Source organism: Aquabacterium sp. T101 (assembly GCF_057219775.1).
In genome coordinates this window covers 43,689-59,050 of sequence record NZ_JBXVVZ010000007.1, presented here as the reverse complement: position 1 = coordinate 59,050, position 15,362 = coordinate 43,689, and the positions used below count along the sequence as shown (strand labels likewise).

The 15,362-nt window shown below is 69.9% G+C and carries 14 protein-coding genes; all 14 read right to left on the bottom strand.

Features of this window, described 5'->3' with window-relative positions; all coding sequences use genetic code 11:
- Nucleotides 1-180: 180 nt before the first annotated feature.
- Nucleotides 181-564, bottom strand: coding sequence for a hypothetical protein (locus AC2EAQ_RS15770; RefSeq protein WP_484645300.1), 384 nt, complete (start codon nt 562-564; stop codon nt 181-183).
- 236 nt (nt 565-800) lie between these two features.
- The gene (locus tag AC2EAQ_RS15765) at nt 801-1,691 is read right to left on the bottom strand and encodes a hypothetical protein (protein ID WP_484645299.1); all 891 of its coding nucleotides are present in this window, start codon (nt 1,689-1,691) and stop codon (nt 801-803) included.
- Nucleotides 1,692-1,829: 138 nt separating this feature from the next.
- Entirely contained in the window at nt 1,830-2,555 is a 726-nt protein-coding gene (locus AC2EAQ_RS15760) for an RNA polymerase sigma factor FliA (RefSeq protein ID WP_484645298.1), read from the bottom strand.
- A gap of 71 nt (nt 2,556-2,626) precedes the next feature.
- Entirely contained in the window at nt 2,627-3,427 is an 801-nt protein-coding gene (locus AC2EAQ_RS15755; protein WP_484645297.1) for a MinD/ParA family ATP-binding protein, read from the bottom strand.
- A gap of 32 nt (nt 3,428-3,459) precedes the next feature.
- On the bottom strand, nt 3,460-5,001 hold the full coding sequence (gene flhF, locus AC2EAQ_RS15750) for a flagellar biosynthesis GTPase FlhF (RefSeq protein ID WP_484645296.1): 1,542 nt from the start codon (nt 4,999-5,001) through the stop codon (nt 3,460-3,462).
- Nucleotides 4,998-7,085, bottom strand: a complete 2,088-nt coding sequence (gene flhA / locus AC2EAQ_RS15745; RefSeq protein ID WP_484645295.1) for a flagellar biosynthesis protein FlhA — start codon at nt 7,083-7,085, stop codon at nt 4,998-5,000. The genes flhF and flhA overlap by 4 nt, the downstream gene beginning before the upstream one ends.
- The gene (gene flhB, locus AC2EAQ_RS15740; protein ID WP_484645294.1) at nt 7,082-8,233 is read right to left on the bottom strand and encodes a flagellar biosynthesis protein FlhB; all 1,152 of its coding nucleotides are present in this window, start codon (nt 8,231-8,233) and stop codon (nt 7,082-7,084) included. Before flhB ends, flhA begins: the two co-directional genes overlap by 4 nt.
- A gap of 191 nt (nt 8,234-8,424) precedes the next feature.
- Nucleotides 8,425-9,099 carry a protein phosphatase CheZ gene (locus tag AC2EAQ_RS15735; RefSeq protein ID WP_484645293.1) on the bottom strand — a complete coding sequence of 225 codons (675 nt, stop codon included), beginning with the start codon at nt 9,097-9,099 and terminating at the stop codon, nt 8,425-8,427.
- Between the two features lie 20 nt (nt 9,100-9,119).
- Nucleotides 9,120-9,518 (bottom strand): chemotaxis response regulator CheY, encoded by a 399-nt coding sequence (gene cheY, locus AC2EAQ_RS15730; protein ID WP_484645292.1) that lies wholly within the window; start codon nt 9,516-9,518, stop codon nt 9,120-9,122.
- 32 nt (nt 9,519-9,550) lie between these two features.
- Nucleotides 9,551-10,522: a flagellar motor protein MotB gene (motB, locus tag AC2EAQ_RS15725; RefSeq protein ID WP_484645291.1), complete on the bottom strand. Its 972-nt coding sequence runs from the start codon at nt 10,520-10,522 to the stop codon at nt 9,551-9,553.
- Between the two features lie 141 nt (nt 10,523-10,663).
- A complete protein-coding gene (gene motA, locus AC2EAQ_RS15720) occupies nt 10,664-11,524 on the bottom strand; it encodes a flagellar motor stator protein MotA (RefSeq protein WP_484645290.1) in 861 nt (286 codons plus the stop codon).
- Between the two features lie 160 nt (nt 11,525-11,684).
- Complete coding sequence (gene flhC / locus AC2EAQ_RS15715) at nt 11,685-12,239, bottom strand: flagellar transcriptional regulator FlhC (protein ID WP_484645289.1); 555 nt, start codon at nt 12,237-12,239, stop codon at nt 11,685-11,687.
- 2 nt (nt 12,240-12,241) lie between these two features.
- Complete coding sequence (gene flhD, locus AC2EAQ_RS15710) at nt 12,242-12,565, bottom strand: flagellar transcriptional regulator FlhD (RefSeq protein WP_484645288.1); 324 nt, start codon at nt 12,563-12,565, stop codon at nt 12,242-12,244.
- Between the two features lie 159 nt (nt 12,566-12,724).
- The gene (locus AC2EAQ_RS15705; protein WP_484645287.1) at nt 12,725-15,214 is read right to left on the bottom strand and encodes a GspE/PulE family protein; all 2,490 of its coding nucleotides are present in this window, start codon (nt 15,212-15,214) and stop codon (nt 12,725-12,727) included.
- Nucleotides 15,215-15,362 lie beyond the last annotated feature (148 nt).

Below are 15,362 nucleotides of genomic sequence, written 5' to 3'. Positions count from 1 at the left end.
GGCGGCGCCGAGGCGTTGCGTTGCCTCAAGCGCGAAAGGCCGCCATGCCCGCCACCGCGGGCGCGACCGCCATGCTGGCCCAGAAGTGCAGCCCGTCGATCGGCGCGCTCATCGCATCAAGGACGGCCAGTTGGTCGGCGTTGGACGACCTCCATCGGGGTGATGGAGGCGACTGGTGCGTCATGGGCGCGGCTTGCAGCCCGAGTAGTTGACCATGCGCGGATAGTCCGGCCGCGGCGACTCGAACAGCTTGATGCACATGCCGGCGCGATGCTCGGGATACCAGCTGAACACCGTGACCGTGCGCCCGTCGTCGAGAGCGATGCGATGCTCGTAGATCGGTAGCGGACCTGTGCCGGGGTCGGAGGTCATTGGCACGAGGAGCCCTCCGGCGGGGATGAGCATGACGTTGCGGGCTTGCCGGGTCGTCGTGCCAGTGTCCCGCCGCTCCAGCACCGTGCCTAGCGTCTCGACGGCTTTGGGATCGAATCGGCCTCCGCCGCCCGGGGTGGAGGCACACCCGGAGAGGATCAGCAAGGGGCCGAGGATCAGAGCGAGCTTCATGACGTTTGGGACTGCCTGTCCGAAGGTGGTGTGCCGGAGCCTACCGCAGCACGCCAGGTCGAACCTTCGCCCTCAACCATGGCTCTTGCCATGGACTCCGGCCCGGGCGGCGGCAGCGCGGCCTCTGTCACCTCCAGTGAGATCCGACACCCACGCCGCGAGCCGAAGGATCAAGATGAGCACCGGACCGCCGGCAAGCGGTCGCAGATGGGCGCACCGCGCCCGGGGAAGAAGCCTCAGCGCGTGGCAGCGGGGCACTTGCCCTCGTCCGCACCGGGCGGCATCTGCGGCGGCGGAACATAGGCGGTCGCCAACGGGTCCCGCTGGGCCTGACTGGTCCGGCCCGTATAGGCCTGCAGCGCGCAGGACGGCCTGACCCCCAGGTCGTACAGGCTCAGCGCCAGCGATCGAACCTCGCTCCGGCCATACACGAATCTCGACGAGGGGCGGAAAACCCGGCCCACCGCTTCCTGGACGGCTTGCCACTGGGCGTCGGACAGCGCGGCGACCTTGTCGAGTTCGCCAGCAAGGGCCAACGTCGGTGCGGGCTCGGTCGATGCCCAGGAGTCGTGACCCACGGCCTTGAGCGTGCGTGCGTCGATCAGGTCGAAGCGGAGCGGGACCAGCAGGTACGGCACCCGGCGGTACTCGACCAGCGTCAGCCCGCGTGTGCTCTGATTGGTCTGGAACACCTCCAGCTTCGGGCTCACGGTCGCCAGCAGCAGCAGGTCGCAGGCACAGCGCCCCGCCAGGGCGGCCAGATCCGGATGAACCTCATTGAGCCTGCTGGTCCAGAACGCCTGGGGCGAGGCCTCGCGCGCTTTCCGCAGCCGCTCGACGTCGGCCATGTCGACGGTCACACGGGCGATGTCGTAGCGCGCTTCAAGCGAGATCTCGTCCCTGAGGCCCAGGTAGACCTGATCAGCGATGCCCGCATCCGCCGCTTGCACCAGGCCGCGGGAATTGCCGAAGACGAGCGCGCCGATGCGTAGCAAGTGCAGTTCGTGACCCGCCACCACCGCGATGCCCAGACGCTGACGCGCCGCGGGTTCGGCGGTCTGCGCCCCCGAGGCAGCGAAGGCAAAGGCCAGGATGCAGGCGAAGACGTGTCGAAAGAGCCGGACCATGCGTTGCGTCGGCGGTTTGCCCGGTCCGAGCGCCGGACGTTGACCGTCGAGAGGAGAAGGGGCAACGAGGATAGTGCATCGGCGCGAGTCGGGTGGCCTCTGCACCCGGCGGACCCGGGCGCGCAGCCTGTTCCCGGCTCACCAGGCGCGCAGCTTGGCCCTCAGGCGCGCGATGCTCTGGCTGTGCAGCTGGCACACGCGGCTTTCGGTCACCTTGAGCACGGCGGCGATCTCCTTGAGATTCATGTCGTGCTCGTAGTACATGCTCATCACGTACTGCTCGCGCTCGGGCAGCAGCTTGATGGCTTCCACCAGCGCCTCGCGCATGCGGCGGTCGTTCAGCATGGCCAGCGGGTTGCTGGCCTCGTCGGCCACGTGGCGGTCGAGGTAGCTGTCGTCGCCCTCCTCGCCGCGCATGTCCTCCAGGTGCACCAGCTGCGTGCCGCGCACCTTGGTCAGGATCTCCTGGTAGTCGGTCAGGCTGACGCCCATCTCCCTGGCGATTTCGCTCTCGGCGGGCGCGCGGCCGAACTGCTGCTCCAGCTTGTGCACCGCGGCCTCGATCTGGCGCTGCTGCTTGCGGTCGCCGCGGCTCATCCAGTCGCCGTTGCGCAGCTCGTCGAGCATGGCGCCGCGGATGCGCTGGGTGGCGAAGGTTTCGAACTGCACGCCCTGCGCGGCGTCGAAGCGGCCCATCGCGTCGTGCAGGCCGATCATGCCCACCTGCACCAGGTCGTCCAGTTCCACGTTGGCCGGCAGCTTGGCGATCATCTGGTGCGCCAGGCGTCGCACGAGGGGGCTGTATTGGCGCAGCAGCGCGTCAGCACGGGCTGGCACGTCGAGGCGTCCGGTGGCGGTGTACATGTCGGCGGCTCCTGGGCTGGGGCTCGGTTCTGCGGGTTCGTCTTTGTCGGGCGCGGGCTTCGGGTCGCGTTTCATGGCGCTCCCCGTGCCGCCCGGGCGGCGCGTTCGCCACGCGGCGCGCCCATGAAGGCGGGCACGGCCTGGCCCAGCAGGCCGTGCGCCAGCCGCATCAGGCCAGCGGGCACGGCGGTCTCGGCGCGCGACGCGGCGGGGTCGATGGCGGTCCAGTCGTGCAGCACGGCGCCGGCGAAGCGGTCGGCGGTGGCGGCGATCTGCTCGGCGATGCGCGGCGTGCGCGGCGAGCTGGCGGCGGCCACCAGCAGCAGGTCGAAAGCCATCAGGCCGTGGCGCTGCGACAGCAGCTTCATGTTGGCGTAGGCCGAGGTCACGCTGGTGGGGTGGTCGGCGGCCAGCAGCAGCGGGCGCGGCGCGCGGCGTGCGAACAGGCGGCCCAGCTCGGCGGCCTCGGCGTGCACGATCACCACGCCGGCGTCGGGCGCGGCCTCGGTCAGCGCCTCGAGGAAGCCCTCGCAGGAGCCGCGCGCGTCCACGTGGCGAAGCGGCAGGCCGCGCGCGGCCAGGTAGGACAGCTTGGGATGCAGGTCGTCCAGCGGCTCGATGCAGGCGGCCAGGTCCAGCATGGCCATCTCGTGGGGCGCGGCTCCCACGGTGTCGACCACGAGCACCTTGCGCTGCGGCTCGGTGCAGGCCGACGCGGCGGCGGCCAGGCGCTCGAGCGCGAGACCGGCGAAAGCCACGTTGGGGTTGGCGGCCACCGCGACGAAGCGCGTGCCGCTGCCGGCGAACAGGCGGCGCAGGCCGTCGGCCTGGTCGGCGGGGGGCAGCGAGTCGCGGGCGGTGGTGTCGAGCATGGAGGTTCCGGTCGTCGTGGCGGGCCGTGCGGTCAGGCGTTCAGCGGTGCGGCGGCAGCGCGTCCGGCGCCGAAGCTGGCGAACACCAGGTTCACCTCGCTGGCGTCGAGCTTCCAGCTCGCGCTGGCCTGCACGCGCATGGCGCGCTGCACCAGGGCCTGGGCCGACAGGCGGTGCCAGTCCTCGGGCACGCGCTGTCCGTTGGCCACGCCCACGATGCGCAGCTTGTGGCGGATGGCCGCGTCGAGCACGGGGCCCAGCTTCACGGCCTCGTCGATCTTGCTCAGCACCACGCCGCGGCAGGCGGCGCCGCGGTAGGCGGCCAGCACGTCCTCGAGCGTCTCGCCCTGGGACGCGGCATTGAGCACCAGCAGCTTCTGGATCGCGCGATGCGACACCATCTCCAGCAGCTCGCGGGTGCGCGCGTCGCGCTGGCCCATGCCGGCGGTGTCGATCAGCACCATCTTCTTGGCCGACAGCAGGTCGAGCAGGTCCTCCAGCGAGGCGCGGTCGTGCGCGGTGTGCACCGGCACGCCGAGGATGCGGCCGTAGGTGCGCAGCTGCTCCTGCGCGCCCACGCGGTAGGCGTCCAGCGTGATCAGGCCCAGGTTGCCCGAGCCGTGCTGCGTGGCGAAGGCGGCGGCGAGCTTGGCGGTGGTGGTGGTCTTGCCCACGCCGGTGGCGCCCACCAGCGCGTAGATGCCGCCGGCGTCCTCCAGCGCGCTCTCGCGCTCGGCGGCGATCAGGTTGCGTTCCAGCACGCCCGCGGCCCAGGTGTTCTCGTCACCCTCGTCGGCGGGCAGGCTCTCGGCCATCTTGCGCACCAGCATCGGCGAGAAGCCCACGTCCAGCAGGCGCTGCGTCAGCGCCGCGCGGCGCGGGCTGATGTGCAGCTTCTCCATGAAGGCCAGGGCGCCGAAGCGGTCCTCGATCAGGCCCTTCATCGAACGCAGCTCGGCCATCATGGCCTCGTCGGCGCGGGCGGCCTGCTCGGCGGCGGCGCGCAGGCCCGCCTGGGCATGGCCCGGCAGCACGATGTCGGACGGGTCGGCGTACATCGGCACGTCGGCCAGCTGCACCGGCTCGCGCAGCATCGGCGGCTCCGCCGCGGGGCGCTGCGGCGCACTGAACGCGGGCGCGGTCTGGGCCGGCGCGTGGTAGGCGGGTGCAGCCGGCGCCAGCGTGGGCTCGACGGCCGGCGCGGGCTCGGCGTCGCGCGGCGCCGTCACGGCGTCGCGCTGCGCCTGGCGACGCTTGAGCATGCGCTCGCGCACATAGTCCTGGAACGACAGCGTGCTCATCGCCAGCTGCGCCACGTCGCGCTGCACCTCGGCGGCGCTGGCGGGCACGGGCCTGGCCGGCGCGGCGGGCTCGGCGCGCACCACCGGCGCGGTGGCGGCGGCCTTCTCGATGTGGCTGATGCCGTCCGGCGCCATGGCCAGCACCTCGACGCCGCCGCCGTCGGACGGCCGCGTGGACAGCACCACGGCGTCCTGGCCGAAGGCCTGGCGCACCAGGGCGAGGGCCTCGCGCGAGGTGCGGGCGGTGAAGCGCTTGACGTTGCTGGGGCTCATGCGGGGGCTCCGATGACAGAGGCGATGCGGATGGAATGCGTTTCAGGAATCTCGCTGTGGCCCAGCACCTTCAGGCGCGGGGCACTGCGCTTGAGCAGCCGCGCCATCGGCGCGCGGATCGGGTCGGGCACCAGCAGGCAGGCGGGCACGCCCATGTCCTCCTGGCTGCGCGCGCTGTCGGCGGCGCTGCGGGTCAGGGTGTCGGCCACGCCGGGGTCGAGCGCGGCGCCATGCGGGCTGGTCAGGGCCTGGGTCACCAGGCGCTCCAGGCCGGGCTCCAGCGCGATGACGTCGAGCTCGCGCGACGGGCCGTAGATCTGCTGCACGATGGCCGGGGCGAGGTGGGTGCGCACGCGGGCGGCCAGCTCGGCCGGGTCGGTGGCGGCGCCGGCATGCTCGGCCAGGCACTCCACGATCGAGCGCATGTCGCGGATGTGGACGCCTTCCTCCAGCAGCAGCTGGAGCATCCTCTGCAGGGTGGCGATGCCGACCATCTTGGGGATCACGTCCTCGATCAACTTGGGTGCCAATTTCGTCACGTGTTCCACGAGCGCCTGGGTTTCGACTCGGCCCAGCAGGCGCGCCGCGTTCACTTGCATCAAGTGTGAAAGGTGGGTCGCCACGACGGTCGAGCAATCAACCACCGTAAATCCGCTCATTTGGGCGAGCTCGCGCTGGCGTTCGTCGATCCACACCGCGGGCAGGCCGAAGGCGGGGTCGGTGGTGCGCGTGCCCAGCAGCTGCTGCGTAGCGCCGCCGGGGTTGATGGCCAGGAACATGCCGGGGAAGGCCTCGCCCTCGCCCACCACCGCGCCGCGCAGCGACACGCGGTAGGTGCTGGGCTTGAGCTCGAGGTTGTCGCGGATGTGCACCGGCGGCGGCAGGAAGCCCACGTCCTGCGCGAACTTCTTGCGCACGCCCTTGATGCGGCCGAGCAGGTCGCCGCCGCGCTGCGCGTCCACCAGCGAGATCAGGCGGTAGCCCACTTCCAGGCCCAGCGTGTCCACCGGGATCAGGTCGTCCCACGTGGCTTCCGGGTTGAGCTCGCGCTTTTCCTCGCGCGTCATGGTCTTGGCGGCCTCGGCGGCCTTCTCGCGCTGCGACAGCTTGTAGGCGCCGTAGGCGATGGCGCCGGCGATCACCAGGAACACCGCGTTGGGCATGCCGGGGATCAGGCCGAGCAGGCCGACGATGGCCGCCACCAGGCCCAGCGAGCGCGCCGAGTTGAACACCTGGGAGCCGATCTGGCTGCCGACGTTGTGCTCCTTGCCCACGCGCGACACCACCATCGCGGCCGACACCGAGATCAGCAGCGCCGGGATCTGCGCCACCAGCGCGTCGCCCACGGCCAGCAGGATGTAGCTGTTGGCGGCCTGGGTGGCGCTCAGGTCGTGCTGGATCACGCCGATCAGGAAGCCGCCGACGATGTTGATGAACAGGATCAGCAGGCCGGCCACGGCGTCGCCGCGCACGAACTTGCTGGCACCGTCCATCGAGCCGAAGAACTCCGCCTCGTCGGCCACCTCCGAGCGGCGGCGCTTGGCCTCCTTCTCGTCGATCAGGCCGGCGTTGAGGTCGGCGTCGATGGCCATCTGCTTGCCGGGCATCGCGTCCAGCGTGAAGCGCGCGCCCACCTCGGCGATGCGCTCGGCGCCCTTGGTGACCACGATGAAGTTGATGACCACCAGCACCGCGAACACGATCAGGCCGACCGCGAAGTGGCCGCCGATCAGGAAGTGGCCGAACGACTCGATCACCGCGCCGGCCGCGCCGGGACCGGTGTGGCCGTCCAGCAGCACGACGCGGGTGGAGGCCACGTTGAGCGACAGGCGCATCAGCGTGGTCACCAGCAGCACCGCGGGGAAGGCCGCGAAGTCCAGCGGCTTGACCATGTTGGCCGCCACCATCATCACCAGCAGCGCCAGCGCGATGTTGACGGTGAAGAACACGTCCAGCAGCACGGCCGGGATCGGCAGCACCATCATCGCCAGCACGATGACGATGAAGATCGGTGGCGCCAGGTTGCGGATCAGCCCGGCGTTGACGCCGAGCATGGCGTCCAGGCGCTGCATCCAGGGATTCATGCGTCAGCTCCCTGCAGCTTGTGGTGCGGGTCGAGTTCGGGCGGCACCGGCAGTTCGACCGGGTCGGCCGGCGTGGCGGCGTCGCCGCGCATCGACGCGCGCAGCTGGTACACCCAGGCCAGCACCTGCGCCACGGCGGCGAACAGCGCGGCCGGCACTTCCTGGTCGACTTCGGTGTGGGCGTACAGGGCGCGCGCCAGCGGCGGCGCCTGCAGCACCGGCACCTTGCTGTCGCGGGCGATGTCGCGGATGCGCAGCGCGATCAGATCGGCGCCCTTGGCCACCACGCGCGGCGCGCTCATCGTCTTGTCGTCGTAGCGCAGCGCCACCGCGTAGTGGGTCGGGTTCATCACCACGAGGTCGGCCTGGGGGATGGCGGCGAACATGCGGCGCTGCGCCACCTCGCGCATGCGCGCGCGCATCTTGCTCTTGACTTCCATGTTGCCCTCGAGCTGGCGCATCTCCTCCTTCATTTCCTGGTGGCTCATCTTCAGCCGCTGCATCAGCCGGAAGCGCTGCAGCGGCACGTCCACCAGGGCGAAGACGCCCAGCGCGATCACCAGCAGCAGCAGCCCGGCCTGAAGGCGGCCGGCACCGTGCTCGATGGCCGCAGGCAGCGGCATCGCCAGCGACGCCGCGAAGTCCTGCGCATGGGCGCGCAGCCACAGCGCGCCCACCGTGCCCAGCACCAGGGCCAGCAGGCAGGCCTTGAGGGTCTCGCCGAGCTGGTGCCAGGAGAACACGCGGCCGATGCCGGAGATCGGGTCGAGCTTGGAGAAGTCCGGGCTCACCGGCTTCCAGGTCCAGTTCCAGCCGCCGGACAGCACGCCCGCGGCCAGCGCCATCAGCGCCAGCACGATGCCCATCGGCAGCAGCACGACCACCATGCGCGTGGCCGACTCGGCCAGGCGCTCGAACATCGGCTGCGACCCGGCGAGGCTGGTCGCGTCGAAACGCAGGCCGGCGGCCATCAGCTCCTGCAGCCAGGCGGTCAGCGCCGGCGCCAGCAGCACCAGCATCGCACCGCCCGCCGCCACGGCGGCGAAGTGGCCAAGGTCGCGCGAGCGGGCGACCTGACCGTCCTCGCGGGCCTTCTGGATCTTGCGGGGGGTGGCCGGCAGGTGCCGGTCCTGGGCGGTTTCAGCCATGGTCCGGGCATCGTGCCCGGGCAGCGGCCGAACTTGAGGCGGATAAGAGGGGGGAAACCGGGTGTTGTCCGGCCCTGGGCCGCGCGCGCCGTGTCAGCGCGCGGCCGGCCCGCCCCAAAGAAAGCAGGCCGGCCGCCGGGGCGTTCCCCGGCCGGTCGGCCTGTCAAGTTCCCTTGGAGACAACGAGAAAACTAGAAACCCAGGCTGGCCAGCAGGTCGTCCACCTCGCCCTGGTTGGCCACCACGTCGGTGCGACCCTCGGGGTTGACCACCGGGCCGTTGAGCATCTCGGCCTTGACCTTGTGCGCCTGATCGGGCGGGATCACCTGCACCAGCAGCTTGAGCAGGCTGTCCTCCAGGTCGCCGGCGAGCGTGACCACCTTGGCCACCACCTGGCCGGTCAGGTCGTGGAAGTCCTGCGCCATCATGATGTCGGTCAGGTGGTCGTCGATCTTGGCGGTGCGCTGCTCGACGTCCTGCACGAAGTTGAACACCGCGCCGGTGGCCACGGCCTTCACCGGGTCGGCGGTGATCGCCTGGGCCATGCGCCGCGTCGCGTCGGCGATCGAGACATGCTCGGCCTTGGCCTGGTCCACCGAGTTGAGCACCTTCTCGGCGGCCTGGGCCGTCTTCTCGGCGATGTAGTTCAGGCGGCTGCGCGCGTCGGGCAGGCCGTCGGCGGCCTGCTGCAGCTTGGGCATCACGCCGAGCTGCTTGAGCGTGTCGTGCAGCAGGCGGGTGATCGAGCCCAGCTGCAGGAAGATCTCGGTGGTGTCGGCAGGCGCGGGCGCGGTCGCGGCCGCGGGCGTCGGCGCGTCGGGCGCGGCGGCGTCGGGCGAAAGGGTGCTGGCGCTATCCATCTTCATGTTGTTCTGCTCCGAGGGCGTCAGGCCGGCTGGCCGAGCTTCTGCATGATCTTCTGGACCTTCTCTTCCAGCGTGGCCTTCGTGAACGGCTTCACGATGTAGCCGGCCGCACCGCTTTGCGCCGCCAGGACGATGTCCTCCTTGCGCGCCTCGGCGGTGACCATCAGCACCGGCAGGTGCTTCAGGCTGTCGTCGGCCTTGATCGCCTTGAGCAGCTCGAAGCCGTTCATGTTGGGCATGTTGATGTCGGACACCACGAAGTCGAACTTCTGGTTCTTGAGCATGTTCAGCGCCGCGACGCCGTCCTCGGCTTCGTCGGCGTTGTTGCAGCCCATCTCCTTGAGCAGGCCGCGCACGATGCGGCGCATGGTCGAGAAGTCGTCGACGATCAGGAACTTCAGGTCGGTGGGATTGCTCATGGCAGCAGCGGGTGGGGCGGACAGATGGTTCGTTATCGGGTGGCCGGCTCCGACCTTGAGACGATCGGCGGGACGGGATTCACGATCGGCGCCACGGGGGCGTCGGGCAGGGGCGGCGCGACCGGCTCGGGCTCCGGACGGAACATGCGGTCCTCGGCGTCGCGGTTCATCACGATGATGCTGATGCGCCGGTTGGCCGGGGCCCGGGGATCGGCGGTGTCGAACGGCTGGCTCGACGCCAGGCCCTGCACCCGCAGCACCCGGTCGTCGCCCAGGCCGCCGGCCACCAGCTCGCGGCGCGAGGCGTTGGCCCGGTCGGCCGACAGCTCCCAGTTGCCGTAGCCGCGATCGCCGCCCGCGAAGGGCAGCGCGTCGGTATGGCCTTCCAGCGTGAGCCGGTTGGGCACCTCGATCAGGACGCTGCCGATGGCCTGCAGCAGTTCGCGCATGTAGGGCTGCACGACGGCCGAGCCGCTGGCGAACATCGGCCGGTTCTGCTCGTCGACGATCTGGATGCGAAGGCCGTCGCGCGTCATGTCCAGCCGCAGCTGCGACGACATGCCGGCCAGGCGCTCGCTGGCGGCGATCCTGGCTTCCACCTTGCGCTTGAGGTCTTCCAGCCGCGCGATCTCGGCGCGCACCTGCTCCTGCTTGAGCACATGCAGGTTGACCGTGTCGCGCTTGGCCTCGATGTCGCCGCGCTTGACCTGCCCGGTGCTGCGGGTGAGGTCCTGTCCGCCGCCCTTGATCACGTGCGACGCATCGCCGGCGCCCGAGCCCGACGACAGCAGCGCCACCTTCAGCGGCGAGCTGAAGTAGTCCGCGATGCCCTTCTTGTCGCCTTCCGTGGTGGATCCCAGCAGCCACATCAGCAGGAAGAACGCCATCATCGCCGTCACGAAGTCGGCATAGGCGATCTTCCAGGCGCCGCCATGATGCCCATGGCCGCCCTTCTTGATCTTCTTGACGATGATCGGCTGAAGCTTCTTGCTGTCACCCGCCATCGCGACCTCCCGCAGTCAGCGACAGGCTAGGCGAGCACAGCGAAGCCGCCCCATCCAGCGGGCGACGCGGATCCGGCTTCGCCGGTCCGCTGGCGACGCCCCCCTGGGGGGGAGCGCCGAAGGCGCAACGGGGGGGGACGCTCATTTCTTGCCCTTGACGTGGCCCTCAAGCTCCGCAAAGCTGGGGCGCTCGGTCGAATAGAGCACCTTGCGGCCGAACTCGACGGCGACCTGCGGGGCGTACCCCTGCATCGAGGCCAGCAGCGTGGTCTTGATGCACTGCAGTTCCTTGCTGCCCTCGTCGACCTTCTGCTCCAGCAGGCCGGCCAGCGGCTCGAAGATGCCGTAGGCCAGCAGGATGCCGAGGAAGGTGCCCACCAGGGCCGAGCCGATCATGCCGCCCAGCACGGCGGGCGGCTGGCCCACCGAGCCCATGGTGTTCACCACGCCCAGCACGGCGGCCACGATGCCGAAGGCCGGCAGGCCGCCCGCCAGGCGCTGGATCGCACCGACGGCGGCATGCGCCTCATGGTGGTGCGTGTCGATCTCGCTGTCCATCAGCGACTCGATCTCGTGCGAGTTCAGGTTGCCCGACACCATCATGCGCAGGTAGTCGGTGATGAACTCCATCACGTGGTGGTCGTGGCTGACGGTCTCGTACTTCTTGAACAGCGGCGATTCGTGCGGGTTCTCGACGTCGCTCTCGATCGACATCAGGCCTTCCTTGCGCGCCTTCTGCAGCACGTCGTACAGCAGCGCCATCAGCTCCATGTAGCGCGCCTTGGTGTACTTGCTGCCCTTGAAGCACTGGCCGAAGCCGGCCAGCGACGCCTTCAGCACCTTGGGCTGGTTGTTGGCGATGAACGCACCGATGGCCGCGCCCATGATCGTGACCATCTCGAACGGCAGCGCCTTCAGGATGACGCCGATGTTGCCGCCGTGCACGATGTACACGCCGAAGATGCAACCTAGCGCGACGAGCCAGCCGACGATGACGAACATGATGGGGAGGGGGTCTGGGGGCGGGGTGTGCGTTCTTATCGGCGCCCGGCCGGCCCGCTTGAGCCAAGCAGTCCCCCCAGAAAGAGAAAGACGCGGCCGGGACGAACCCGGGCCGCGTCAAAAGCACATGTCACTGTGCCAGGAGGAGACAAGCAAGAAATCAGTGAGTGGTCGCAGACTCCATCCGCAACGATCCGGCAGCCTTGCCCTTGCCGGCACGAGCCGGAGGGTTGCACAAGCCGCACACGAAGTGCTTGGCGATCTCGTGCGGGTGCGTGACGAAATGCCCACCGCAGCAGGAACACCTGGTCATCGTCAGCATGCCGTTGTCGACGAACTTCACCAGGCGCCAGGCCCGCGTGACCGACAGCATCGGCTCCAGGCCCTGGGTGCCCACCTGCTCCAGGTAGAGCTGGTAGGCCTTGATGACGACGTCGATCTCGTCGAGCTCGGCCACCTTGTTCAGGTACTCGTGGATGTTCAGGAACAGGCTGGCGTGGATGTTGGGCTGCCAGGTCATGAACCAGTCGGTCGAGAACGGCAGCTGCCCCTTGCTCGGGCTCTTGCCGGAGACCTCCTTGTACAGGCGCAGCAGGCGCTCGTAGCTGAGGTCGGTCTCGGACTCGAGCACCTGCAGGCGCGCACCGAGGTTGATCAGCGTGACCGCACGCTCGATCTGGCGCGCCTCGGTGAGGATGCTCTTGACGCGGGCCATGATCAGGCGGCTTCCTGGTGCCGGCCGGCCAGCAGGATGGCGGCGTGCAGGCGGCCGACGTGGTCGTTGGCAGCGGACTTGCCGTGGCTGGTGAGCAGGTTCCAGACGATGTCGTCGTCCATCCGGAAGCGGCACAGCAGCGTGTTGGTCTGCGCGATCTTCATGATCTGCGCCGGGGTCAGGCCGGCCAGCATCGTGGCGGTGTCCTCGCCGATGCCCAGGCGGTACAGGGCCTGCTCGCGGTCCACGCGGATCAGGCTCTGGGCCAGCATCAGGTACGACAGGTTGGCTTCGCGGATTTCGGCGACGATCTGTTCGGCGTTCATGGCTTCCTTCTCCAGTGCAGGGGCAGTTCGATGAAAAGAACTGTAGAAGTCCCGCTGCATCGGCGACAGAGGCTGCCGGCCATGACTTGAGTCCCCCTGTTTCCACTGCCCTTGTCAGGCAACTTCCTACACGCCGTGAACCTTCCACGGCCTGCAGCGTCAGGAGTTGGCACTCGCCCGCACCTCCGCGATGGAAGTCACGCCCGACATCACCTTCTCGATGCCGTCCTGGCGCAGCGTGCGCATGCCGTCGGCCATCGCCTGACGCTGCAGCAGCTCGGCGCGCGCGCCGGTCTGGATCAGGTGGCGCAGCTCGCGCGAAACGGTCATCAGTTCGTGCAGCGGCGCACGCCCCTTGAAGCCGGTACGGTCGCAGTGATCGCAGCCCGGCGCGGTGTAGGCCACCCACTTGCCGGCGCTGGTGTAGCGCTGGCGCCAGGCCTCGCGCACCTCGTCGGCCGGCGGCGCGTCTTCGCCCTGGAAGGCGTGGCGCCAGTCGGCCAGCAGTTCCTCGATCTCCTCGTCGCTGGCGTCGCGCGGCTTGCGGCAGCGCGGGCACAACCGTCGCACCAGGCGCTGCGCCAGCACGGCCAGCAGCGAGTCGGCGAAGTTGAACGGGTCCATGCCCATGTCGAGCAGGCGCGTCACGGTCTCGGGCGCGCTGTTGGTGTGCAGCGTGGACATCACGAGGTGGCCGGTGAGCGAGGCCTCGATGGCCGTCTGCGCGGTCTCGGCGTCGCGGATCTCGCCCACCATGATCACGTCCGGGTCGGCACGCAGGAACGAGCGCAGCGCCTTGGCAAAGGTCCAGTCGATCTTCGGGTTCACCTGCACCTGGCGCAGGCCGGGCTGCGAGATCTCCACCGGGTCCTCGGCGGTCCAGATCTTGCGCGACGAGGTGTTCAGGTGGCCGAGCGTGGAGTGCAGCGTGGTGGTCTTGCCGCTGCCGGTGGGGCCGACGCACAGCACCATGCCATAGGGCCGCTCCACGGCGGCGCGCAGGCGCAGGTAGTTGCCCTCGGACAGCTCCAGCTTGTCCATCGGGATCGCCTTGGCCGAGGCCAGGATGCGCAGCACCACGTCCTCCAGGCCCTGCACCGTGGGGATGGTCACCACGCGCAGCTCGATCGGGTGCTTGGGCGAGAACTTGACGAAGTTGATCTTGCCGTCCTGCGGCTTGCGGCGCTCGCTGATGTCCAGGTCGCACATGATCTTCAGGCGCGCCACCAGGGCCTGCCGGTACGTGTGCGGCAGCTCGAGGTAGGGCCGCATCATCCCGTCCTTGCGGAAACGGATGCGCACCTTCTCGCGCCCGGGCAGGGTCTCGATGTGGATGTCGGAGATGCCCTGCGCGTGCGCCTCGATGATGGTGGTGTTGACCAGACGCACGAGCGTGTTGTCCGACTGCTCGATGCCCTTGTCCTCCTCGGCCTCGCGCTGCGAGTGCGCCTGCTCCAGGGACTCCAGCAGCTGGCTCGCGTCGTTGGGCGAGAACTCGATCGGGTCGTCCGGATTCACTGGCACCGACGAGCCGCCCCAGGGGTCGGCGCCGAAGCGGGCGTAGATGGCGGCGATGGCCGGGCCGAGCGCGTCGGCCTGGGCGATGGCCGGCACCACCTTGAGCTGGGTGGCGAACTCCAGCGCGTCGATCTCGTCGCGTCGCGTCGGGTCCACCATGGCCACGACGAGCTGACTGCCGCGCAGCAGCAGCGGCAGCACCTGCAGCCGCCGCGCCTGCGCGAAGGGCAGCACGCGCACCGCGTCGGGTTCCACCGGAAACGCCGCCACGTCCACCACCGGGTAGCCCATCTTGCGCGCCAGCGCCACCTGCAGGTCGTCGCGGGTGACATGCCCGGCGCGCACCAGCAGCTCGCCCAGCGGCACGCCGCGGTCGGCCTGCTGCTGCTTGAGCGCCTGCTCCAGCTGCGGAGGCGTGATCATCTCCAGCGCCACCAGCGCCTCGCCGATGCGCACCACCGGCATGCGGGCCTGCTGCTCGATGGCCGACAGCAGCTGCGACGGGTCGACGATGCGTTGCGCCAGCAGCAGCTCGCCGAGCTTGCGCGTGCGCAGCTCGGTCTGCTCGGCCACGGCGCGAGCCACCTGCTCGGGCGTGGCGGCGCGCTGCTCGATCAGCACGTCACCGATGCGCGGGCCGATCTCGAACGCGCTGTAGCTGGTGCGCGGCACGAAGCTGCGCTGCACGGTGCCCGCGTCGTCCAGCGGTGCGAACAGGAACACGCCGTACTCGGTGTCCACATGGCCCAGGCTGCGGCCGGTGAGGCTGCCGCCACCCGTGAGCTGGAACCGATAGTCGGCCGCGGGCGGCACCGCCAGCATGCCGGCATGCGGATCGCTGCCGCCGGCCGGCTGGCAGGCCAGCGGCGGTGTCAGCACGATGCGGCGCAGCTGGGCCAGGCGCAGCTGCATCTGCGTGCCGGTGACCGACACGCGCACCTGCACCGTGCCGGCGGCGAGGTCGATCGACTTCAGCGTGGCGCCGATGGCCGCGCTGGTCAGGCCTTCGATCTCGCACGGCACGTCCGCCACGGGCTGGGCCGCGGGGTAGCCGGCGAACGGCGGGGTCGGCCAGCGCCACGCAGTGGCGTCGGGCACCAGGGCAAGCGGAGGTCGGGACAGATCGGACATGGCATGCGCCCGCCCCGTCGACGGACGAGGCCTTGTCCGATGCTAGGCAGCCGATCCCGCCGCAATGGCGTGAAAAGCGCTGGCTTGGCGGTGCAAAAGCGCCGGCTTGGCGGTGCAAAAGAGCCGGCTTGGCGGTGCGAGCGCCGGC